Annotated in this window: 20 protein-coding genes and 2 pseudogenes; 15 read left to right on the forward strand and 7 right to left on the reverse strand. The window is 59.9% G+C overall.

All coding sequences use genetic code 11. From position 1 onward, the window contains the following. Window positions 1-230: 230 nt before the first annotated feature. On the reverse strand, window positions 231-533 hold the full coding sequence (locus tag JWR98_RS07465; protein WP_078731919.1) for a DUF2288 domain-containing protein: 303 nt from the start codon (window positions 531-533) through the stop codon (window positions 231-233). 341 nt (window positions 534-874) lie between these two features. Here JWR98_RS07465 and JWR98_RS07470 point away from each other — a divergent pair, with 341 nt between their 5' ends. The 9 genes and pseudogenes from JWR98_RS07470 to JWR98_RS07510 all read left to right on the forward strand — a co-directional run bounded on the left by JWR98_RS07470 (window position 875) and on the right by JWR98_RS07510 (window position 8,495). Beyond that, window positions 875-2,002 carry a branched-chain amino acid ABC transporter substrate-binding protein gene (locus JWR98_RS07470; protein WP_003172377.1) on the forward strand — a complete coding sequence of 376 codons (1,128 nt, stop codon included), beginning with the start codon at window positions 875-877 and terminating at the stop codon, window positions 2,000-2,002. A gap of 229 nt (window positions 2,003-2,231) precedes the next feature. After that, window positions 2,232-3,155, forward strand: coding sequence for a high-affinity branched-chain amino acid ABC transporter permease LivH (livH, locus tag JWR98_RS07475; protein ID WP_003172375.1), 924 nt, complete (start codon window positions 2,232-2,234; stop codon window positions 3,153-3,155). Then, window positions 3,152-4,403: pseudogene (locus tag JWR98_RS07480) on the forward strand (high-affinity branched-chain amino acid ABC transporter permease LivM). The gene livH and the pseudogene JWR98_RS07480 overlap by 4 nt, the downstream one beginning before the upstream one ends. Continuing rightward, the gene (gene livG / locus JWR98_RS07485; RefSeq protein WP_012722652.1) at window positions 4,400-5,167 is read left to right on the forward strand and encodes a high-affinity branched-chain amino acid ABC transporter ATP-binding protein LivG; all 768 of its coding nucleotides are present in this window, start codon (window positions 4,400-4,402) and stop codon (window positions 5,165-5,167) included. Before JWR98_RS07480 ends, livG begins: the two are co-directional and overlap by 4 nt. Window position 5,168: 1 nt before the next feature. Further along, window positions 5,169-5,869, forward strand: a pseudogene (locus JWR98_RS07490) (ABC transporter ATP-binding protein). 193 nt (window positions 5,870-6,062) lie between these two features. Then, window positions 6,063-6,359: a BufA1 family periplasmic bufferin-type metallophore gene (locus JWR98_RS07495; RefSeq protein ID WP_205489628.1), complete on the forward strand. Its 297-nt coding sequence runs from the start codon at window positions 6,063-6,065 to the stop codon at window positions 6,357-6,359. Window positions 6,360-6,385: 26 nt separating this feature from the next. Beyond that, entirely contained in the window at window positions 6,386-7,240 is an 855-nt protein-coding gene (bufB, locus tag JWR98_RS07500) for an MNIO family bufferin maturase (RefSeq protein ID WP_078731916.1), read from the forward strand. Beyond that, a complete protein-coding gene (locus JWR98_RS07505; protein ID WP_078731915.1) occupies window positions 7,237-8,013 on the forward strand; it encodes an HvfC/BufC N-terminal domain-containing protein in 777 nt (258 codons plus the stop codon). The genes bufB and JWR98_RS07505 overlap by 4 nt, the downstream gene beginning before the upstream one ends. Continuing rightward, on the forward strand, window positions 8,010-8,495 hold the full coding sequence (locus JWR98_RS07510; RefSeq protein ID WP_205489630.1) for a DoxX family protein: 486 nt from the start codon (window positions 8,010-8,012) through the stop codon (window positions 8,493-8,495). The genes JWR98_RS07505 and JWR98_RS07510 overlap by 4 nt, the downstream gene beginning before the upstream one ends. Here the strand turns inward: JWR98_RS07510 and JWR98_RS07515 are convergent. After that, window positions 8,492-9,400: a LysR family transcriptional regulator gene (locus tag JWR98_RS07515; protein WP_078731913.1), complete on the reverse strand. Its 909-nt coding sequence runs from the start codon at window positions 9,398-9,400 to the stop codon at window positions 8,492-8,494. The two genes, JWR98_RS07510 and JWR98_RS07515, sit on opposite strands and share 4 nt — an antisense overlap. A gap of 104 nt (window positions 9,401-9,504) precedes the next feature. On the opposite strand from JWR98_RS07515, the gene JWR98_RS07520 reads away from it, so the two are divergent. From JWR98_RS07520 to JWR98_RS07530, 3 genes are all read left to right on the forward strand, one after another. After that, on the forward strand, window positions 9,505-10,104 hold the full coding sequence (locus JWR98_RS07520) for a short chain dehydrogenase (protein WP_205489632.1): 600 nt from the start codon (window positions 9,505-9,507) through the stop codon (window positions 10,102-10,104). A 97-nt stretch (window positions 10,105-10,201) separates the two neighbouring features. After that, on the forward strand, window positions 10,202-10,873 hold the full coding sequence (locus JWR98_RS07525) for a COG3650 family protein (RefSeq protein ID WP_078731911.1): 672 nt from the start codon (window positions 10,202-10,204) through the stop codon (window positions 10,871-10,873). Window positions 10,874-10,979: 106 nt separating this feature from the next. Further along, the gene (locus JWR98_RS07530) at window positions 10,980-12,593 is read left to right on the forward strand and encodes an NAD(P)/FAD-dependent oxidoreductase (RefSeq protein ID WP_078731910.1); all 1,614 of its coding nucleotides are present in this window, start codon (window positions 10,980-10,982) and stop codon (window positions 12,591-12,593) included. 92 nt (window positions 12,594-12,685) lie between these two features. Here JWR98_RS07530 and JWR98_RS07535 read toward each other — a convergent pair whose 3' ends face one another. Beyond that, window positions 12,686-13,780 (reverse strand): PLP-dependent cysteine synthase family protein, encoded by a 1,095-nt coding sequence (locus tag JWR98_RS07535; protein WP_205489634.1) that lies wholly within the window; start codon window positions 13,778-13,780, stop codon window positions 12,686-12,688. 216 nt (window positions 13,781-13,996) lie between these two features. Here JWR98_RS07535 and nhaA point away from each other — a divergent pair, with 216 nt between their 5' ends. Further along, window positions 13,997-15,172, forward strand: coding sequence for a Na+/H+ antiporter NhaA (nhaA, locus tag JWR98_RS07540; RefSeq protein ID WP_078731908.1), 1,176 nt, complete (start codon window positions 13,997-13,999; stop codon window positions 15,170-15,172). Between the two features lie 279 nt (window positions 15,173-15,451). Then, window positions 15,452-15,787 carry a hypothetical protein gene (locus JWR98_RS07545; protein WP_205489636.1) on the forward strand — a complete coding sequence of 112 codons (336 nt, stop codon included), beginning with the start codon at window positions 15,452-15,454 and terminating at the stop codon, window positions 15,785-15,787. Between the two features lie 764 nt (window positions 15,788-16,551). Here the strand turns inward: JWR98_RS07545 and JWR98_RS07550 are convergent. After that, the gene (locus tag JWR98_RS07550) at window positions 16,552-17,016 is read right to left on the reverse strand and encodes an outer membrane lipoprotein (protein ID WP_003189251.1); all 465 of its coding nucleotides are present in this window, start codon (window positions 17,014-17,016) and stop codon (window positions 16,552-16,554) included. 157 nt (window positions 17,017-17,173) lie between these two features. On the opposite strand from JWR98_RS07550, the gene JWR98_RS07555 reads away from it, so the two are divergent. Continuing rightward, window positions 17,174-17,419 carry a hypothetical protein gene (locus JWR98_RS07555; protein WP_205489638.1) on the forward strand — a complete coding sequence of 82 codons (246 nt, stop codon included), beginning with the start codon at window positions 17,174-17,176 and terminating at the stop codon, window positions 17,417-17,419. Between the two features lie 50 nt (window positions 17,420-17,469). Here the strand turns inward: JWR98_RS07555 and pdxH are convergent, their stop codons facing one another. The 3 genes from pdxH to JWR98_RS07570 all read right to left on the reverse strand — a co-directional run bounded on the left by pdxH (window position 17,470) and on the right by JWR98_RS07570 (window position 20,579). Beyond that, entirely contained in the window at window positions 17,470-18,117 is a 648-nt protein-coding gene (gene pdxH / locus JWR98_RS07560; RefSeq protein ID WP_078731905.1) for a pyridoxamine 5'-phosphate oxidase, read from the reverse strand. Between the two features lie 27 nt (window positions 18,118-18,144). After that, on the reverse strand, window positions 18,145-19,290 hold the full coding sequence (locus JWR98_RS07565; RefSeq protein ID WP_078731904.1) for an OmpA family protein: 1,146 nt from the start codon (window positions 19,288-19,290) through the stop codon (window positions 18,145-18,147). A 143-nt stretch (window positions 19,291-19,433) separates the two neighbouring features. Further along, window positions 19,434-20,579 (reverse strand): serine hydrolase domain-containing protein, encoded by a 1,146-nt coding sequence (locus tag JWR98_RS07570; RefSeq protein WP_078731940.1) that lies wholly within the window; start codon window positions 20,577-20,579, stop codon window positions 19,434-19,436. Window positions 20,580-20,590: the final 11 nt, after the last annotated feature.

Here is a 20,590-nt window from a genome sequence, read left to right on the forward strand (position 1 = left end):
TCGCACCGCCCCTCCCATTTGATCTGCATATATTGGGGGAAAAGCGTTTATACACACACTAAGAAACACTTCCTCCTCACTCCCGACGCACGCACAACTGTTCCCGTGACGTTAACGTCACCCTCACCTGTGACCTTTCTTCACGGCAAGATGCCATCACCGCGTCAGCGGTTACTGCGCTACACACTTGCAACGGCGCAAAACATGCACCTTTTCCGTGCAAACCTTTCTCAAGCCGCCCTTTCCTGGATCAAAATCCACGGTGAAACCACCACCGCCCACAAGCTCGGGTCACGCTCGACCAGGTCCAATGCCCGCGTCGCAGACACTTCGCCAAGGCTGTTCGCGACCAGCCAGGCAGCGACTTTCTCGCGATTATCCTGCGCCATCGCCTCCGCCGCCTCGATCAAATCCAGACCGGCATCGACCCACAATAGGGCACCCTTGGCAAAGAACGGTTCAAGCTCCTTCCAGGAAATTTCGGCGGTTTCACCGAGCAGCTTGGCATAGAGGGTGCTAGGTTCTTGCGTCATGGGAATTCACCTTGGGAAAAAATCGGCGCAATCATAACGTCGCGGCCAAGGTAGAAAAACCCAGTTGCAAATGAGTCATCGAGAGAAAGTGTCAGGAAAGCCAAGGATTGCCCGAGTATCTGGCACCACCCCGCCGCAATTCTGTCTCTTTCTTTCATTTATGCGACACACCCGGGTTTTGCCCCCAGCAGCCAGCTTTTCAAGCGATCAACCGGCGCTCTACACTGTACCGGTACAGTTGCCAGGGCAGTGCCGGGGGGATATCCGCGATATCCGATCCGGTTCAGCAGCTCACGAGGCCGCTAGAACTATAAAAAATACAACAGTAAGAGTGGAGCACTATGAATAAGGCTACTAAGCAGATTTCCAAACTGTTTGCCGCTATGGTCCTGGCTGGGGTTGCCGGCCATTCGTTCGCAGCCGACACCATCAAGATCGGCATTGCCGGTCCAAAGACCGGTCCTGTAACGCAATACGGCGACATGCAATTCATGGGTGCCAAGCAGGCCATCGCCGACATCAACGCCAAGGGCGGCGTCGACGGTAAAATGCTTGAAGCCAAGGAATACGACGACGCTTGCGATCCTAAACAAGCCGTGGCGGTCGCCAACAAAGTGGTCAACGACGGCGTCAAGTTCGTGGTCGGTCACCTCTGCTCCAGCTCCACTCAGCCAGCGTCCGACATTTATGAAGACGAAGGCGTGATCATGATCACCCCGGCTGCCACCAGCCCGGAAATCACCGCCCGTGGTTACAAACTGATCTTCCGCACCATCGGCCTGGACAGCGCCCAGGGCCCTGCGGCCGGCAACTACATCGCCGACCATGTGAAGCCTAAAATCGTTGCCGTGCTGCACGACAAACAGCAATACGGTGAAGGTATCGCCACCGCCGTCAAACAGACCCTCGAGAAGAAAGGCGTGAAGGTTGCCGTTTTCGAAGGCTTGAACGCTGGTGACAAAGACTTCTCCTCGGTCATCCAGAAACTCAAGCAAGCCAACGTCGACTTCGTCTACTACGGCGGCTACCACCCGGAGCTGGGCCTGATCCTGCGCCAGTCCAAGGAAAAAGGCCTGAACGCCAAGTTCATGGGCCCAGAGGGCGTCGGCAACGACTCCATCTCGCAAATCGCCCAGGGCGCTTCCGAAGGCCTGCTGGTCACCCTGCCGAAATCTTTCGACACCGACCCGGCCAACAAAGCCATCGTTGAAGAGTTCACCAAGAACAAGCAGGACCCAACCGGTCCATTCGTGTTCCCGGCCTACTCGGCTGTTGAAGTCATCGCCGGCGGTATTACTGCCGCCAAGAGCGAAGACACCGCCAAAGTGGCCGAAGCCATCCACGCGGGCACCTTCAAGACCCCTACCGGCGAGCTGAGCTTCGACGCCAAGGGCGACCTGAAGGACTTCAAGTTCGTGGTCTACGAATGGCACTTCGGCAAACCTAAAACCGAAGTTTCCCCTCAGTAAGCCAGGCGTTACTGGTCCTACAAGCCCACTGTGAAAGCAGTGGGCTTTGTTTTACGAGGTTTATGGGCCTGTCACCCGCGATCCGGGCGCTGGCTCACCTGAAAATCTTAAAACCGTCACCAGCGGTTCGCTGGCAAACGCTTTGTGCAAATGTGCTCACAGAACACAGCCCAGGGCCGGAACATGACTCCACCAGTGAAATGCGTATCGGGTTTTTAGGAGCGCTGTAATGCCTGAGATCTATCATTTTTTCCAACAGCTGGTTAATGGCCTGACCATTGGCAGCACCTATGCCTTGATAGCCATTGGCTACACAATGGTTTACGGCATCATTGGAATGATCAACTTCGCCCATGGCGAGGTGTACATGATTGGTTCCTACGTGGCCTTCATCGCCCTTGCCGGGCTGGCCATGATGGGTATCCATTCCCTGCCGCTGTTGATGACCGCCGCGTTCCTTGCGTCGATCGTCGTGACCAGTGCCTATGGCTACAGTATCGAGCGCGTTGCCTACCGTCCCTTGCGTGGCAGCAACCGTTTGATCCCGTTGATTTCCGCCATCGGCATGTCGATTTTCCTGCAGAACACCGTATTGCTGTCCCAGGATTCCAAGGATAAATCCATTCCCAACCTGATCCCGGGGAGCTTCTCCTTCGGCCCGGGCGGCGCAGAAGAAGTGCTGATTTCCTACATGCAGATCCTGGTCTTTGTCGTCACCCTGGTGGCCATGCTGGGCCTGACCCTGTTCATCTCCCGCTCCCGCCTGGGACGTGCCTGCCGGGCCTGCGCCGAAGACATCAAGATGGCCAACCTGCTGGGCATCAACACCAACAACATCATCGCCCTGACCTTCGTGATCGGCGCCGCGCTGGCGGCTGTCGCTGCCGTGTTGCTGAGCATGCAGTACGGCGTGATCAACCCCAACGCCGGTTTCCTGGTGGGCCTCAAGGCCTTTACGGCAGCGGTATTGGGCGGTATCGGCAGTATTCCGGGCGCGATGCTCGGCGGGCTGGTGCTGGGTGTGGCCGAAGCGTTCGGTGCCGATATCTTCGGCGACCAGTACAAAGACGTCGTGGCGTTCGGCCTGTTGGTTCTGGTGCTGTTGTTCCGTCCGACCGGCATCCTGGGCCGTCCGGAGGTTGAGAAAGTATGAGCAGATATCTTAAATCGGCGTTTTTCAGCGCCTTACTGGTATGGGCCGTGGCCTTTCCGGTACTCGGCCTCAAGCTGAGCATTGTCGGCATCAACCTGGAAGTGCATGGCACAGGTCCCGTGACCTTGACCATCATTGCCCTGTGCTCGGTGCTGATGTTCCTGCGGGTGCTGTTCAGCCAGCAGGTCGGCGCCTTGTTCAAGGGCAACCGCGCTCCGTTGGTGTCGCCCAAGGTCAGCCAATTCCTGACCCTGCCGCGTACCCAGCGCTACATCATCATCGGCCTGATCGTGGCCGCGCTGATCTGGCCGTTCTTCGGCTCGCGCGCGCCGTCGACATCGCCACCCTGATCCTCATCTACGTATTGCTGGGCCTGGGCCTGAACATCGTGGTGGGCCTGGCCGGCCTGCTCGACCTGGGTTATGTGGGCTTCTACGCCGTGGGTGCCTACACCTACGCGCTGCTCTCGCATTATCTGGGCTGGAGCTTCTGGATCTGCCTGCCGCTGGCGGGTATGGCGGCGGCCACGTTCGGCTTCCTGCTGGGCTTCCCGGTGTTGCGCCTGCGCGGTGACTACCTGGCGATCGTGACCCTGGGATTCGGGGAAATCATCCGCCTGTTCCTGCGTAACCTCACCGACATCACCGGCGGCCCAACGGCATCAGCAGCATCCCCAAGCCGACATTCTTCGGGCTGTCGTTCGACCGTAGCGCTGCCGAGGGCATGCAGACCTTCCACGAGTACTTCGGGATCGCCTACAACCCGGTGAGCAAGGTGGTGTTCCTCTACCTGGTGGCACTGTTGCTGGCATTGGCCGCGCTGTTCGTGATCAACCGCCTGCTGCGCATGCCGATCGGCCGTGCGTGGGAAGCGCTGCGCGAAGATGAGATCGCCTGCCGCGCGCTGGGGCTGAACCCGACCATCATCAAGCTCTCCGCGTTCACCCTGGGTGCTGCGTTCGCCGGTTTCGCCGGTAGCTTCTTCGCCGCTCGCCAAGGCCTGGTGACGCCTGAGTCGTTCACCTTTATCGAGTCGGCGATCATCCTCGCCATCGTGGTACTGGGTGGCATGGGCTCGCAACTGGGCGTGATCCTGGCGGCGATCGTGATGATCCTGCTACCGGAAATGATGCGTGAGTTCAGCGAATACCGCATGTTGATGTTCGGCGCCATGATGGTGCTGATGATGATCTGGCGTCCTCAAGGCCTGCTGCCCATGCAACGTCCACACATGGAGCTGCGCAAATGAGCCGCGAGATCCTGAAAGTCGAAAATCTGAGCATGCGCTTCGGTGGCCTGCTGGCGGTCAACGGCGTGGCCCTGACCGTGAAAGAGAAACAAGTGGTAGCGCTGATCGGCCCCAACGGCGCCGGCAAGACCACGGTGTTCAACTGCCTCACCGGCTTCTACAAGCCAAGTGGCGGCAGCATCCTGCTGGACGGCCAGCCGATCCAGGGCCTGGCCGGACACGAAATCGCCCGCAAGGGCGTGGTGCGCACCTTCCAGAACGTGCGGTTGTTCAAGGACATGACGGCGGTCGAAAACCTGCTGATCGCTCAGCACCGTCACCTGAACACCAACTTCTTTGCCGGCCTTTTCAAGACCCCGGCGTTCCGCAAAAGCGAGCGCGAGGCGATGGAATACGCCGAGTACTGGCTGGACAAGGTCAACCTCACCGAGTTTGCCAACCGCCCTGCCGGCACCCTGGCCTATGGTCAGCAACGTCGTCTGGAAATCGCGCGCTGCATGATGACCCGTCCGCGGATCCTGATGCTCGACGAACCGGCGGCCGGCCTGAACCCCAAGGAAACCGAAGACCTCAAGGCGCTGATCGGCGTGCTGCGTGAGGAAAACAACGCCACGGTGCTGTTGATCGAACACGACATGAAGCTGGTCATGAGCATTTCCGACCATATCGTGGTGATCAACCAGGGCACGCCACTGGCCGACGGAACGCCGGAGCAGATCCGCGACAATCCCGAAGTGATCAAAGCCTATCTGGGGGAAGCGTAAAATGCTGCAATTCGAAAACGTTTCCACTTTCTACGGCAAGATCCAGGCCCTGCACAGCGTCAATGTGGAAGTGCGCCAGGGTGAGATCGTGACCCTGATCGGTGCCAACGGCGCCGGCAAGTCCACTCTGCTGATGACCCTGTGCGGATCGCCGCAGGCCCACAGCGGCAGCATCCGCTACATGGGTGAAGAGCTGGTGGGCCAGGAATCGTCGCACATCATGCGCAAGAGCATCGCGGTGGTGCCGGAAGGCCGTCGTGTGTTCTCGCGCCTGACCGTCGAAGAGAACCTGGCCATGGGCGGGTTCTTTACCGACAAGGGCGACTACCAGGAGCAGATGGACAAGGTGTTGCACCTGTTCCCCCGGCTCAAGGAACGCTTCAGCCAACGCGGCGGCACCATGTCCGGCGCGAGCAGCAAATGCTCGCCATCGGCCGGGCGCTGATGAGCAAGCCCAAGCTGTTGCTCCTGGACGAACCGTCCCTGGGCCTGGCGCCGATCATCATCCAGCAGATCTTCGACATCATCGAACAGCTGCGCAAGGACGGTGTGACGGTGTTCCTGGTGGAACAGAACGCCAACCAGGCGCTGAAAATCGCCGACCGCGCCTATGTACTGGAAAACGGCCGGGTGGTGATGCAGGGCACGGGTGAGCAGTTGCTGACCGATCCGAAGGTGCGGGAGGCGTACCTGGGCGGTTAAGAGACGGATGCGATAGGAGCCGGATCAAAAATGTGGGAGGGGCGGTGCGACGATTCGATTTGCCCCTTCCCACATTTATTTTGTGTTGTATGAAGTTTTTTCGACTGACTTTGTAACGAACTCAACCCTCCCCTCTCTAGTGGTGCATGCAGGCAATCAAGCCTGCTCATTCAACCGCTACTGGAGATACACCATGACCACCAAACTGTCCGCCGCCACCCTCGTCCTGGCCCTGGGTTCCGCCCTGAGCCTGTCCGCCTTGACCAGCACCGCCCACGCCGCCGACGACATGCAAAAGTGCTTCGGCGTCGCTGAAGCCGGCAAGAACAATTGCGCCGCGGGCGCCGGCACGTCCTGCGCCGGCACCTCGAAAACCAAGGACCAGGCCAATGCCTGGAAACTGGTCCCCGCCGGCACCTGTGCCAAAACTCCAAGCTCCACCTCGCCGACCGGTTTCGGCCAGGAAGCAGCCTTCACCGCCAAGTCCTGAAACCCTGCGCACCTCGAGTCTCGATCATGAACCTTTCATCCCGGCAAGCCGCTCTGCCGCGTCGGGCCGGGCTTGGGTTGAAGAACGAGCACTTCGCTGAAGTGCTCGACTCCTCACCCGACATCGGTTTCTTTGAAGTACACGCCGAAAACTACATGGTGGCCGGCGGCCCGTTTCACCACTACCTGGGGTTGATCCGCGAGCAATACCCACTGTCATTGCACGGCGTGGGTTTGTCTATCGGCGGCGAAGGCCCGCTGAACCGTGAGCACCTGGCACGGTTGGTCACGCTGATCGAACGCTATCAGCCCCAATCCTTTTCCGAACACCTGGCCTGGTCCAGCCACGGCCCGGTGTTTCTCAATGACCTGCTGCCCCTGGCCTACGACACCGCCACCCTCAACCGGGTATGCGAGCACATCGACCAGGTGCAGGGCACGCTCCGGCGGCAGATGTTGCTGGAGAACCCATCGACCTACCTGCAGTTCCAGTGCTCGACCCTGGACGAGACGGACTTCATCAGCGAGATCATCCGCCGCACCGGCTGTGGCTTGCTGCTGGACGTGAACAACGTCTACGTGTCGTGCATCAACCACCAACGCGATCCACTGGCCTACATCGATGCGCTGCCATTGCACGCGGTGGGTGAGATTCATCTGGCGGGTTTTGCCGAAGACACGGACAACCTCGGCGATCGCCTGTTGATCGATGACCACGGCGCGCCCGTTGATAACGCGGTGTGGCGGTTGTACGAACAGGTATTGGAACGCATCGGCCCGGTCCCGACGTTGATCGAACGGGACAACCAGGTACCGGCCTTCAGCGTTCTGATGGTCGAAGCCCGCACAGCCGAAGGGCATCTGTCGCGAGTACGCTCATGAGCCTTCAAGCCACGTTCGCCAATGCCTTGCTGATGCCCGCCCGGCCTTGCCCCGACGGCCTGTTCAGCCGCAACGGTGCCGACCCGCAAAGCCGCTTTGCGGTGTACCGCAACAATGTTCACAGTTCGTTGATCAATGCCTTGGCCGCCGCTTACCCGGTGACCTTGCGACTGGTGGGCGACGCGTTTTTTCGCGCCATGGCCGGTGTGTACGTACAAGCATGCCCACCCAGCAGCCCGGTGATAAGCGAGTACGGCAGCACATTCGCCGATTTCATCCAGGGCTTCGAACCTGCAACCAGCGTGCCCTACCTGGCGGACATCGCACGGCTGGAGCGGCTGCGGGTACGCGCTTTTCACGCGGCGGACACCCAGTCTGCCGATCAACTCAGCGTGCTCCAGCGACTGCAGGGCTCAACAAACCTCGGGCAATGGCGCCTGCAACTGCACCCCTGCGTCGCCACACTCAATTCGCCCTACGCCGTGGTCGCGGTCTGGGCTGCGCATCAGACCGAGGACGCCGTCGACACCTTGAATCCCTGGTACGCCCAAGGCGCATTGGTGTTGCGCCAGGGCCTGGAGGTCAAGGTCGTTGTCATCGACAACGCTTCGGTGGCATTCATCGACAGCCTGAACCAAGGCATGCAACTGGAAGACGCCGTGGCACAGGCCCTCGAAGCGTCGGCCGACTTCGACCCGATACCGTGCCTGTCGCTGCTGATCCGTCACGACGCAATCACTCATCTGCTCCCGGAACAAGAGGTATCACCATGAACATCAGCCCTCCCTGCGTGATCAAACGCGTCATCGCACTTTTCGACGCCATCCCCTACAGCCTGATCGCCTTTTTGACGCGCTTCTCCATTGCCGCAGTGTTCTGGAAATCGGGGCAAACCAAGGTCGAAGGCTTTGCCATTGACCTGATCAGCGGCACCTTCCAACTCGGTACGCCCAAGCTCGCCGCTTCAACCTTGCCGCTGTTTCGCAGCGAATACCACGTGCCGTTGTTGTCGCCGGAAGTGGCCGCGCACATGGCGGCATTCGCCGAGCACTTCTTCCCGGTACTGATCCTGCTGGGGCTCGCCACGCGGTTCTCGGCCCTGGCCTTGATTGGTATGACCCTGGTGATTCAACTGTTCGTCTACCCCGACGCTTATCCAACCCATGGCACCTGGATTGCGGTGCTGTTGCTGCTGGTCGCCCAGGGCCCGGGCCGCCTGTCCATCGATCACCTGATCGCCCGGCGCTACCGTTAAAGTCGGTCCAGCGCCGCGCCGCTGCGCTTGAACCACTCCACCAGGTAATCCGCCAATACCTGGGTGCGCCGCGGCAAGCCGCCTTGATAGGGATGGACCAGATACATCGGCAGGCTACGCGTCTGATAATCGCGAAGGAGGCAACGCAAGCGCCCGTCAGCCAATTCAGCCGGAAGCAAATAGGACGGCAGGCGGGCGATACCCGCGCCCACCAGAGCGGCTTTTTTCAGCAGGTTGTAGTGGTTGGAGGCAAAGGTGCCGCTGACCCTGACGCGCAGCAACTCGTGCCGCTGGTGGTACAGCCACTCTTCGCGGCCGCTGTAGTGGCTGTTGAGCAAGCAGCGGTGCGCGGCCAGGTCGGCGGGGGTCTGGGGTTCGCCATGTTGCTCCAGGTAGGCCGGGCTCGCGCAGGTCATCTCGTGCCAGGCCAGCAGTGGCTTGGCCACCAGGCGTTCGTTGTCGAGGGCGCCCGCGCGTACGCCGAGGTCGAACCCGTCCCGCGCCAAGTCCCGATAGCTGTTGTTGAGCTCCAGTTCAATCTGCACCTGTGGGTACTGCTTGGAAAATTCCAGCAACAAGCCATCGAAAAATGTTTCCCCGAGCGAAACCGGCACCGTCATCCGCACCGGCCCAGCCAGATCATCCTTGAGTCGCGCCAACGCCTGACGCGCTCGATCCACCTGCACCACCAGCGCCTGGGCCTGGGGTAACAGCGCCGCCCCCGCAGCGGTGAGGCTCAGCTTGCGGGTGGTACGGTGCAATAAAACCACGCCAAACTGCGCCTCCAACTGGCTGATCCGCTTGGACAATTGGCCCTTGCTGCAGCCCAGTTGCTCGGCCGCCACGGTAAAGCTGCCCGCTTCGATCAGTACCGCAAACGCCGCCAGGTCATCCATCTCGCTCATGGATTGTTTCCATTTGAAAACCAAAGGTTGCCTATTAGCACGTTTATCCACTTCAAAAGCCACTCTAGACTGAACCTTCACTTACCCCTTGGAGAAACAGCACCATGAAAATCCTTTTGATTGGCGCCAGCGGCACCATCGGCTCGGCAGTCAAGGCAGAACTGGCCCAGCGTCACGAGGTGATCAGCATTGGCCGCAGCAGCGGCGACTTCCAGGTGGATATCAGCGACAGCGCCTCGATCCGCAAGCTGTTCGAACAGACCGGCACGTTCGATGCCCTGGTCTGCGCGGCCGGCAGCGTGAACTTCGTCGCACTGGGCGAGATGCGCGACAGCGACTTCGAACTGGGCCTGCGTGACAAGCTGATGGGCCAGGTCAACCTGCTGCTGATTGGCCGCGAATACGCCAACGACGGCGCCTCGTTCACCTTCACCAGCGGTATTCTCAACCGCGACCCGATTCGCACCGGCGCATCGGCTGCCTTGGTCAATGGCGCCATCGACGCCTTCGTGAAAGCGGCAGCGATCGAATTGCCACGCGGCCTGCGCGTCAATTCCGTAAGCCCGACGGTGCTGGTGGAGGCCATGGGAAGCTACGCGCCCTATTTCCGTGGGTACAAACCGGTCAGCAGTACCGATGTGGCATTGGCCTACGCAAAAAGTGTGGAAGGCCTACAAACCGGCCAAACCTTTACCGTCGGCTGAGCCTACCCGTGCGTAAGAATCGCCTGAAGCGGGCAAGCGGGCTTGTGATGCAACGCCAGCCTGCGTAACGTGGCGGCACTTGTCAGGAGACCCGATAATGCGTGCCGCCCGTACCCTTGCTTTGTGTGCCTTGCTCCCCCTGTTCGCTGCCTGCCAGATGTTCGAAAGCGAGCCGGCCAAGCCATCGACTGCCGGCCTGACCCGCATGCAGGGCGAACTCACGGCGGTCGGTGACAAGCTGCTGTTCCAACCCTGCGGCGATAAACGCAATTACTTGATCAAGGACACCGGCGCGACCGGCATCCTCCAGGAGGCAGCCTCTCTCGCTGGCCAGCAAGGCGCGCTGTTCGCCGACCTGCGCGGCCAGTTCTCCGGCGTGGCCACCGGCACTCAGGGCGAAGTGGAGTTGCAGCAGTTATACCGTGTCGAACGCTCGACCTCGGCCTGCAACGATCCTGATTTCAAGCGCATGATCCTACGCGCCAATGGTCACAAGCCGACCTGGGTGATGAGCGTGACCGCCAAGGGCATGGTGCTGGAACGCGAAGGCCAGCCACCACTGGCCGTGCCTTACGTTGAAGAGCAGATCGGTGACGGGCGTTTCAACCTGATGACTGAAGCCAACAACCAGCACGTTGAACTGTGGGTCGCGCCGCAACGTTGCGTCGACGGCGCCAGTGGCCGCCTGCAACACATGACCGCCGAGTTGCGGATCAACGGTCAAGTGCAGCGTGGCTGCGCGTCTTTCGGCGGTTCGCGGGACGATTGATTGCCCACAGTGCTGTTTTAGCATGACGGGAAACCACGGTTGGGGCTTATAATCGCCGGTTTGCAAAACCGCCGGCCTTACCGAACGCCGCACACCGGATCCTGTCATGTTACGAATCACCGAACTCAAGCTGCCCATCGACCATCCCGAAGAAGACCTGCGGCCCGCCATCGTGCAGCGCCTGGGCATCGCCAGTGATGACCTGCTCGATTTCACCCTGTTCAAACGCAGCTACGATGCGCGCAAGAAGTCGTCGGAGCTGTGCTTCATCTACACCATCGACCTGAACGTGAAGGGTGAAGCCGCCCTGCTGCTCAAGTTTGCCGATGACCGCAACGTCAACCCGGCACCGGACATCAGCTACAAGGTGGTGGGCCAGGCGCCGCAAGGTCTGGTCGAACGGCCGATCGTGGTGGGTTTTGGTCCCTGCGGTATCTTCGCCGGCCTGCTGCTCGCGCAGATGGGCTTCAAGCCGATCATTCTCGAGCGCGGCAAGGAAGTGCGCCAGCGCACCAAGGACACCTGGGGCCTGTGGCGCAAAAACGTGCTCAACCCCGAGTCCAATGTGCAGTTCGGTGAGGGCGGCGCGGGGACGTTCTCCGACGGCAAGCTCTACAGCCAGATCAAGGACCCGAAATTCCACGGTCGCAAAGTGCTGCATGAGTTCGTCAAGGCCGGCGCACCGGAAGAAATCCTTTACGTCAGCAAGCCGCACATCGGTACGTTCCGTCTGACCGGCGTGGTCGAAAACATGCGCCAGCAGATCATCGCCCTGGGCGGTGAAGTGCGCTTCGAGCAGCGAGTCACCGATGTGCTGATCGAAGACGGCCAGTTGAACGGCGTGGTGTTGAATAGCGGCGAACAACTGCTGTCCAGGCACGTGATCCTCGCCTTGGGCCACAGCGCCCGTGACACCTTCCGCATGCTCCACAGCCGAGGCGTGTACATGGAGGCCAAGCCGTTCTCGGTGGGGTTCCGCATCGAACACCCGCAATCGCTGATCGACGCCGCGCGCCTGGGCAAATATGCCGGGCACCCGAAGCTGGGCGCCGCCGACTACAAGCTGGTGCACCACGCCAAGAACGGCCGTTCGGTCTACAGCTTCTGCATGTGTCCGGGTGGCACCGTGGTCGCAGCCACTTCGGAGCCGAACCGCGTCGTCACCAACGGCATGAGCCAGTACTCGCGTAACGAGCGCAATGCCAACTCCGGCATCGTGGTCGGCATCACGCCGGAAGTGGATTACCCAGGTGGCCCGCTGGCGGGTATCGAACTGCAGGAACGCCTGGAGTCCCACGCCTACATCCTCGGCGGCAGCAACTACGAGGCTCCGGCGCAATTGGTGGGTGATTTCATCGCCGGCAAGCCGTCCACCGCCATCGGTAGCGTGGAACCTTCCTACAAGCCGGGGGTGTCGTTGGGCGACCTGGCCTTGGCCCTGCCGGACTTCGCCATTGAAGCAATCCGCGAAGCACTGCCGGCATTCGAGAAGCAGATCAAAGGCTACTCGTTGCACGACGCCGTGTTGACCGGTATCGAAACTCGCACCTCGTCGCCGCTACGGATTACCCGTGACGAATCGATGCAAAGCCTGAACGTGAAAGGCCTGTTCCCGGCCGGCGAAGGCGCAGGTTATGCCGGTGGGATTCTGTCGGCGGGTGTCGATGGGATTCGGATTGCCGAGGCGCTGGCGCGGGATATGTTGGCCAGCCAGGGCTGAAGCTTCGAGTTGTAAGCCTCAAGCAGCAAGTTAAAAGCGGAGAGTCAATCGGCTTTTTTTGTAGCTTGGAGCTTACAACTTATCGCCGACTTTTAGATATTGGCGCGCAGGATGCTGGCCGGCAACGGCTCGCCCCGCTCCACACTGGCCGCAATGGCCGCAATCAACCCTTCCAGCACATACCCCTGCCCCGCCAGCCACGCCTGATCGTAATAGGTGGTGGCATACCGCTCGCCGCCGTCACACAAGATCGCCACGATCGAGCCCGATTCGCCTGCAGCTTTCATCTGTTGCGCCGCCATCAGCGCGCCAATCAGGTTGGTCCCGCTGGAACCGCCGACGCGACGCCCCAACCGCTCGGCCAGGTAATGCATCGCCGCCATTGACAGCGCATCCGGCACCTTGACCATCGCATCGATCACCTTGGGTAAAAACGACGCCTCGACCCTTGGCCGGCCAATGCCTTCAATGCGCGAACCGCAGTCCAGGCGCAGGCTGGCATCGCCGGTCTGGTAGTAGTCAAAAAACACCGAGCGCTCGGCATCGGCGCACAGCACACGCGTGCAATGCTGGCGATAACGCACGTAGCGCCCGAGGGTGGCCGTAGTGCCGCCGGTACCGGGGCTGGAGATCAACCAGCTGGGCTCCGGGTGTTGTTCAAAACGCATCTGCTGGAAGATCGACTCGGCGATGTTGTTGTTCGCGCGCCAGTCGGTAGCGCGTTCAGCGTAGGTGAATTGATCCATGAAATGACCGCCACTTTCCCGCGCCAAGCGTTCGGATTCGGTGTAGATCTGCGTCGGATCCTGTACCAGATGGCTCTTGCCGCCATAGAAGGCAATCTGCGCGATCTTTTCCTGAGAGGTGCTCGCCGGCATCACGGCAATAAACGGCAGGCCGAGCAGGCGCGCGAAGTAGGCTTCGGAGATCGCCGTGGAACCACTGGAGGCTTCGATCACCGGCGCGCCCGGCTTGAGCCAGCCGTTGCACAGCGCGTACAGGAACAGTGAGCGGGCCAGCCGATGCTTGAGGCTGCCGGTAGGGTGACTGGACTCGTCCTTGAAGTACAACTCGATGCCTGGCAAACCCGGCAGCGGCAAGGGGATCAGGTGCGTGTCGGCGCTGCGTTGGAAGTCCGCTTCGATGATGCGAATGGCTTCGCGGGCCCAGGGACGGTGGTCGCTCATGAGGGTGATCTCTAAGAATTTCAGCCGCAATTTTAAGATGTTTCCTACACTGCATACCGATACAGTGATGACTCAATTGGACACACAATTGCGGGCGTCCGCCGCAACACGAAATCTGCCTCTCGCTTATAACAAATAAGAATATATTTTTTGTTTTAACAACTAACGGTACGGGTTAGGGTACCCACCTATTGAATCCGGATTGGAGAGCATCCCTTGGCTCTGCGTAGCACGTTCACCCGTTTCTTCCAGCTGGAAGCCGCCAGCGGTCTGTTATTGATCGCTGCCGCCGCGCTCGCGCTGATCGTCAACAACTCACCGTTGTCGCACCTGTACACCGCGTTTCTGGATGTGCCGGTGGTGGCGCAGATTGGCGCGCTGAAAATCGCCAAACCGGCCCTGTTGTGGATCAATGACGGCCTGATGGCGCTGTTCTTCCTGCTGATCGGGCTGGAGGTCAAGCGCGAACTGCTTGACGGCCACCTGTCCAAACCGTCCCAAGTGGTCCTGCCTGGCGCAGCCGCCATTGGCGGCATGGTGGTGCCGGCGTTGATCTACTGGGCGATCAACAAGGACTACCCCGCCGCGCTCTCCGGCTGGGCGATCCCGATGGCCACCGACATTGCCTTTGCATTGGGCGTGCTGGCGCTGCTGGGCAAGCGCGTGCCGGTGTCGCTGAAACTGTTCCTGATGACCCTGGCCATCATCGATGACCTGGGTGCGATCATCGTGATCGCCGTGTTCTATTCCGCCGACCTGTCCGGCGCGGCCCTGGCTGGGGCAGGCGCCTGCCTGGTGGCCTTGATTGCGATGAACCGCCTTGGGGTCATCAAGCTCTGGGCCTATCTGATTGTCGGCCTGGTTCTGTGGGTATGCGTACTCAAGAGCGGCGTACACGCCACCCTCGCGGGCGTGACCCTGGCGTTCTGTATCCCGATGCGCACCAAGAACGCCGAACCCTCACCGCTGCTGACCCTGGAACACGCCCTGCACCCCTGGGTGGCGTACGGCATATTGCCGCTGTTCGCCTTCGCCAACGCCGGCGTATCCCTCACCGGCGTAAGTCTGGAGAGCTTCACCCATCACGTGCCCATGGGCATCGCCGCCGGCCTGCTGATCGGCAAGACCATCGGCGTATTCGGCCTCACCTGGCTGGCCATAAAGACCGGTCTCGCCGCCCTGCCGAGCGGCGCCAACTGGGGTCAGGTGTTCGGCGTGGCGATCCTGTGTGGCATCGGCTTCACCATGAGCCTGTTCGTCGGTTCCCTGGCATTTGTGCCGGGCGCCAGCGAGTTTGCCGGGGAGGATCGAATGGGGATCCTGACCGGGTCGATACTGGCAGCGTGCATTGGTTATGTGGTGACAGCGATGGCAAGTCGCAAGAAAGCCTGATCCTTGGCAGGAGCCGGCAAGCCGGCTCCTGATTCATCCAATTCCCCCCTTTTTCGCAGTTCCTTCCTACATCCACCCTCCTCGGCTTGCTCTAACGTCGGCACCCGGCTTCTTCGCCGGATCTCGTTAAGCACCACGCCAGGAGGGCACGATGGCAAGCAACAAGGATGTAGTTCAAGTCTGGCGATCCTACGGCACCGGGACCGGTGGGTATCGAAAGCTTGAGCCCATGAGTGAGGCTGAGTTGGCGGTTCGGACGGCAATCTTGGAAGATACCCTATGACTATGCGATACCACGACCCATCATTGGATCACGATGAAGCAGTACGTTATTTAGCAGCAACGGATAGAGCCAAAGTAACAGAAGCGTTGATCTCAATTGGACTGAATGAAATGGACGGAGAGTGGGCACAACAAACGTGCATACAGTTTATCGGACACCCCGACAATCAAACCGCATCAGCAGCGATCGTAGCTATAGGACACATAGCACGTCGATTCGGAAAGGTAGATATGACGAAAGTCATCCCGGCGTTCGAACAAGCAAGAAGAAGAGGCTCCGCTTTATCGGCGGCAGTGAATGACGCAATGGATGACATCGAGATGTTTACCTGACGCCTCGAAAAAACTTTTCGAAAAAAACTGACCTGTCACTCGGAGGGAGTTTTCAGATTTTACGTGGCAAGCAAAGAAACCAAAAAAGCCGCCTCGGCATAAACCGAGGCGGTTCCACTTCTCAGACCTTAAAAGTCATCGAAGCTGTCTCGCAGGAATACCCACACGTGATAAACACGCAGGGCATTCACTACGAGGTTCCACGTACGTCGTGCAAACTTAGACATACTCGGCCCTCCAAGCGTTGGGCCTTACCTCCAGCGCACTTACCGGAACATGTGAGCCTTCGGATGCAGGTCGATACATCCTTGAGGCGGCCGGGTTAATGGTCCTTCCGCATGGATCCGGCACGGATTACTAGCCCGTGGCGGTCGGCCCAGAATTCGCGCGAGTTCCCGACACACCTGAAAGCGACGAACATGGAACGGGGAGAATCCTAACTAACTTTCCGGTTGAAAGTGTGACCAACAGCGATCAGGTATTCAGTATTGCTCAACAGACTCATTTCAGACTATTGCAGGGGAATGAATCGCGCGAAAAAGCATCAGAAACGATCTATATCACCAATCGTTCAGCCTTGCGTGTCTACAAGGCCGGCGTTAGTATTCGCTTGCAGGTCGATGCATCCTTGAGGTAGCAAACCCCAGCACTCACTGGGTTTGCAATAAAAACCCGCCCTACTAAGGCGGTTTTTTATTGCCTGCCTAAAACCAGAAACCCCAACCAGTCACCCGGTTGGGGTTTTGTGTTTCTACAACCGACGTTTAGCGAGTAACGCGGCTGGTACCGTCAACCGTCATGATGCGCACGCGGTCGCCAATGCGGAAGATTTCATTTTCCTGCACAGCTTGTACGTAGGCGCGCATGCTGCCGTCGTCTTCGCGAACGGTGATTTCCACGCCTTGGGTACGGGTCAGGCCTTCTTCGGTAGCCGAACCCAACAAGCCGCCGGCGACGGCGCCGATCACAGCGGTCACGATACTGCCACGGCCACCGCCGATGGCACTGCCGCCCACGCCGCCAATGACTGCACCGGCCGCGCCGCCGATAGGGGTCTTGGTGCCTTCGATTTTCACCGGACGCAGGGATTCGATGGTACCCATGCGCACGGTCTGTACACGACGCGCTTCATCACGGGAATACGAGTCGCCGGTCAGACTCGAGGCGCAGCCACCCAACAGCAATGACAGGGTGGTAAAGCAGGCAACCAGTAAAACGGACTTACGCATAGCATCAACTCCAAAGGACAGGTCTTCATTAAACGCCGCGGCTTGACGCCTGTCACGGCAAGCCCGGCAGAAAATTGCTTTCATTCAGCCTTAGTACAGACTGCCAGCACTCAAAAAATCGACGAACGGTAGCATTCTTCTAATACCTAGGATGTTTATGGATTACTTCATCATTGTAGTCACTACGCTGGCCGGCCTGTATTTCCATGCTTGGATTTACCTGCGCATCAAACGCTGGGTGGACCGCGACCTCGCGCTGTCGATGGCCGGCGAGGATCCGCTCAAGCGCGCCTTCATGCTGCAACAGCTGGAGCAGGCGCGCGTCTTGAAAATCAAACGCGGGGACTTGACGAACTGGCTGAAGAACGCCGCGCAGCATTACACACCCGACGCCTCACAATAGAGACGTCGGGGTGAAGTGCATCATTCAGGTGAGGTGACGAAAGGTGCAGCTCAGGGCGCCAGGCGCTCACGGGTCCAGTCGGCCCCTTGCAAGCGGTAATTGAGGCGATCATGCAGGCGGCTGGCGCGGCCTTGCCAGAACTCGATGCGCTCCGGCAGCAGGCGATAGCCACCCCAATGCTCGGGGCAATCAGGCTGGGTATCGCTGAAACGCTGTTCGGTGGCCTTGAGCAGGTCTTGCAGTTCCTCACGATCACGAATGACCTGGCTCTGCGGCGACGCCCAAGCCCCAAGACGGCTGCCCAATGGACGGACCTGGAAATAAGCGTCCGATTCCTGCGGCGTGACTTTGACCACCCGCCCCTCGATACGCACCTGGCGCTCCAGGGTCGGCCAGAAAAACGTCATGGCCGCAAACGGCCGCGCCGCGAGCTGCTCGCCCTTGGCGCTCTGATAGTTGGTGAAGAAGGTAAAGCCCTGCGCATCCAGGCCCTTGAGCAACAGGATGCGACAGTGCGGGCGACCGTCCTGGTCGACCGTGGCCAGGGTCATGGCATTGGCCTCCACCGGTGGCTGCTCGGTTTTCACCGCATCGGCAAACCACTGGTGGAACAACGCAAACGGCTCATTCGGGGCCTGGGCCTCGCTCAAACCGTTCCGTGTGTAGTCACGGCGCATATCGGCCAGTGCCTGGGTCATGCGGCTGTATCCTTCTGGTTCAGCAGGTCAGTTTTTTGCCTGGTCGTTCGCCGGTGCATCGGCCTTGGCTTTAGCCGGTGCGGTTTTCTTCGCGGCTGGCTTGGCCGGGGCTTTCTTGGCGGCTGGCTTGGCAGCAGCTTTCTTGGTGCTTGCCTTGCCGGCAGCCGCCTTTTTAGCCGGGGCCTTAGCGGCCGGTGCCGGGGCAGGCACATTCTGCACGGCGACCATCTCAGCTACGGGCGGGGTCTTGCCCGAGTTGTACTTGCTCAGCAACGCCAACATAGTTGTACGCTGAGTGAACATAATTTCCATGCGACGATTCAGCGCACGGCCCTGGTTACTGTCGTTGGCCGCACGTGGCATCAGGTCACCCATGCCGCGCAGCATCAGACGGTCTTGCTTCAGGCCGCTGAGACTGAAGATCGAGGCGATCGATTGTGCACGCTCCTTGGTCAACGCCTGGCTGGCCGGCGCGGTGCCGGTGGCGTCAACGTGGCCCAACACCAGAACGGCGGTCTTGGGGTCGGCTTCAACAGCCTTGGCCACGCGGGTGAATGGGCCGAGAGTGACCGGCAGCAGCATCGCGGGACGTTTCGGGTTGTAGGAACCGTCTACCGGCGCAATCACCACCAGGACGTTGTCGCGACGCTCAAGTTGCAGGTTGCTGTCCTTGATGGCGGCACGCAGGCGCGGCTCATAGTCGTCCAGCCAGGCCTGGGTGATTTTTGGATCGGGCATCGGCACGCTGGTCACGTCGACCTTGGCCAATGGCTTGGGTTTGCTTTCGAACGGCCACCACCAGTGAGCTTCAGTCTCGTTTTTGGCAACCGCAGGGGCCGGGTCGGCAGCCTTGAGATCGGCTTTCAGGTCAGCCTTGGCGTCAGCGGCCTTTTCGTCGGCGCTTTTGGAACCGAACGGCCACCAGCTGGAACCCGTGTCGGTCTTGGCTGCCGGCGCCGGCGCAGCGGCTACGGCTGCAGGCGCGACAGGCGTGGCGCCAGCGGCGGGTTTGGCGTCCGGCTTGGCGTCGGTTTGGCTCACTGCGTCCTTGGTGGCGGTTTTATCAGATCCAAATGACCACCAATGCCCACCCTCGGCATCATTTTGTGGCGTTTGTGCGCAGCCGGTCATAGTGAGGCAAAGGGCCAGGGCCAAGGACTTGTTCGATAACATGAGATATCCACAAAATGAGAAAAGATACGGGGGTCTGGATGACCCGTTAAACAGACGCTTACAGAACTTTAAAGTTACAAAATTGTGTTCAGCCTCTTCTTATAGTTGCCTTTGTAACAAAAAATTGTGAAACAGCAAGGGGTTTACAGACAACCGGCCAATATTCCGACCAACTTCTGCGCGCGCGGGTCCATAAGTACGTAAGGGCCCAGCGTATTAGTCACGAACCCAAAGGCTACATCATGTTCAGGATCGGCAAAGCCGACCGAGCCACCAGCGCCCGGATGCCCGAAAGCACGCGGGCCAAGGCCGAAGGTGGCGTTGGGTAAATCCGGTTGATCCAACATGCAGCCGAGGCCGAAACGGGTTTGCGTCAATAATGTTTTATCCGGGCCGATACTGTGTTCGCGGGTCAACTCTTCAAGCATGTCCGCTTCCAGCAAACTACCGTCCAATAAACCACTATAAAAACCGGCCAGGCTGCGCGCATTGCCGTGACCATTTGCCGCCGGCTGCTGCATGCGTCGCCATTCGGGTTTGTTAGTACTGGTCAGAATAGACGGCGGATTGGCAAATGCCCGCGTGGTCATTGCAGTCGGTTCACGCATCATTACTTGCAACAACCGTTGTGCGGCTTCATCGCCCATATTGCCTTTGCTGCGCGCTATATGAGCCACGCGATAAAACTCTTCATCCGCCAGGCCCACATGAAAGTCCAGCCCAAGTGGCCGCGCCACCCGCGCCACAATCGACTCACCCGGCCCACGTCCGTCGGCGCGGCGCAGCAATTCGCCGACCAGCCAGCCATAGGTGATGGCCTCGTAGCCATGGCCCTGGCCCGGCGTCCACCACGGCGCTTCGGCGGCCAGGGTGTCAACCATCCGTTGCCAGTCATACAGGGCTTCGGCAGGCAGCATCTCGCGGATCGCCGGCAACCCGGCCTGATGGCAGAGCAACTGGCGCAGGGTGATGGTTTCCTTGCCGGCTGCCGCGAATGCCGGCCAATACCTGGCCACGGGCGTGTCCAGTTGCAACTTGCCCTCGGCCACCAATTGCAGGGCCGTGACGGCAGTGAAGGTCTTGGTGCAGGAGAACAGGTTGACGATGGTATCGCTGTGCCAGGCTTCGGCGCCGTCCTTGTCGGCGGTGCCGGCCCACAGGTCGACCACGGTTTCGCCGCCGATCTGGATGCAAAGCCCGGCGCCACGTTCCTGCGGGTCATCGAACAACGCGGCAAACGCTTCGCGTACCGCTTCGAACTGTAGTTCGTAATGACCCTGAATCTGCACCTGAGCGACCT

Origin of the sequence: Pseudomonas lactucae (assembly GCF_016937615.1) — a bacterium.
Lineage (GTDB): Bacteria > Pseudomonadota > Gammaproteobacteria > Pseudomonadales > Pseudomonadaceae > Aquipseudomonas > Aquipseudomonas lactucae.